The organism is Micromonospora echinofusca (assembly GCF_017614955.1).
GTDB lineage: Bacteria > Actinomycetota > Actinomycetes > Mycobacteriales > Micromonosporaceae > Micromonospora > Micromonospora echinofusca_A.
In genome coordinates, this window is the sequence record NZ_WVUH01000680.1 from 1 (window position 1) to 1042 (window position 1042).

Annotated in this window: 1 protein-coding gene; it reads left to right on the forward strand. The window is 74.8% G+C overall.

Annotated features, from left to right (window positions below; genetic code table 11):
• The coding region (locus GSF22_RS33840; protein WP_244454618.1) for a quinone-dependent dihydroorotate dehydrogenase at positions 1–1042 on the forward strand (1042 nt) is incomplete at both ends.

The following is a 1042-nucleotide window of genomic DNA, read 5'->3' on the forward strand; positions in this document are numbered from 1 at the left end:
TCGAACGGGTGGTCCGTCCGGCCCTGTTCCGGATCGGTCACGGTGACGCGGAGACCGCGCACGAGTGGACACTGCGCCGGCTGTCCGGGCTCGCCCGGCAGCCGGTGGCCCTGGCCGCCTTGCGTGCCCGGTACGCGGTGGCCAACCCCCGCACCGTGTTCGGGGTGCGTTTCCCGAACCCGGTGGGGCTGGCGGCCGGGATGGACAAGGACGGACATGCGCTCCCGGCCTGGCCGGCCCTCGGGTTCGGGTTCGTCGAGGTCGGTACGGTCACCGCGCACGCCCAGCCGGGCAACCCGCGCCCCCGGCTGTTCCGCCTGCCGGGCAGCACCGCGTTGATCAACCGGATGGGCTTCAACAACGCCGGTGCCGCCGCGCTGGCCGACCGGCTGGCCGCCCTGCCCCGGCCGCTCGGCGTGCCGCTGGGCATCTCGCTGGGCAAGTCCAAGGTCACCGCGCTCGACGACGCGGTCGAGGACTACCTGACGTCGTACCGGGCGCTGCGCGGGCACGGGGACTACTTCGCGGTCAACGTCTCCTCGCCGAACACCCCGGGACTGCGCGCGTTGCAGGACCGGGACCACCTCGACGCGCTGCTGACCGCGCTGGTGGGGGAGAAGCCGGTCGGGGAGACGCCGGTGGGAAAGAAGCCGGTGGGGGAGACGCCGGCGGCAGCGAAGCCGGTGCTGGTGAAGATCGCCCCGGACCTCACCGAGTCGGCCATCGCCGACCTGCTGGCGGTCTGCCTGGAGCGGGGCGCGGCCGGGGTGATCGCCACCAACACCACGTTGGGCCGGGACGGTCTGGCCGCCGGTGACGTCGCCCGGGGCGCGGAGACCGGCGGGCTCTCCGGCCGGCCGCTGGCCGCGCGGGCCCGTCAGGTGGTCTCCTTCGTGCACCGCGAGACCGGCGGCGCGTTGCCGGTCGTCGGGGTGGGCGGGATCGTCGACCCGGACGACGCGGCGCGGATGTTCGACGCCGGGGCGAGCCTGGTGCAGCTCTACAGCGGCTTCGTCTACCGGGGACCGGGACTGGTCCGGGC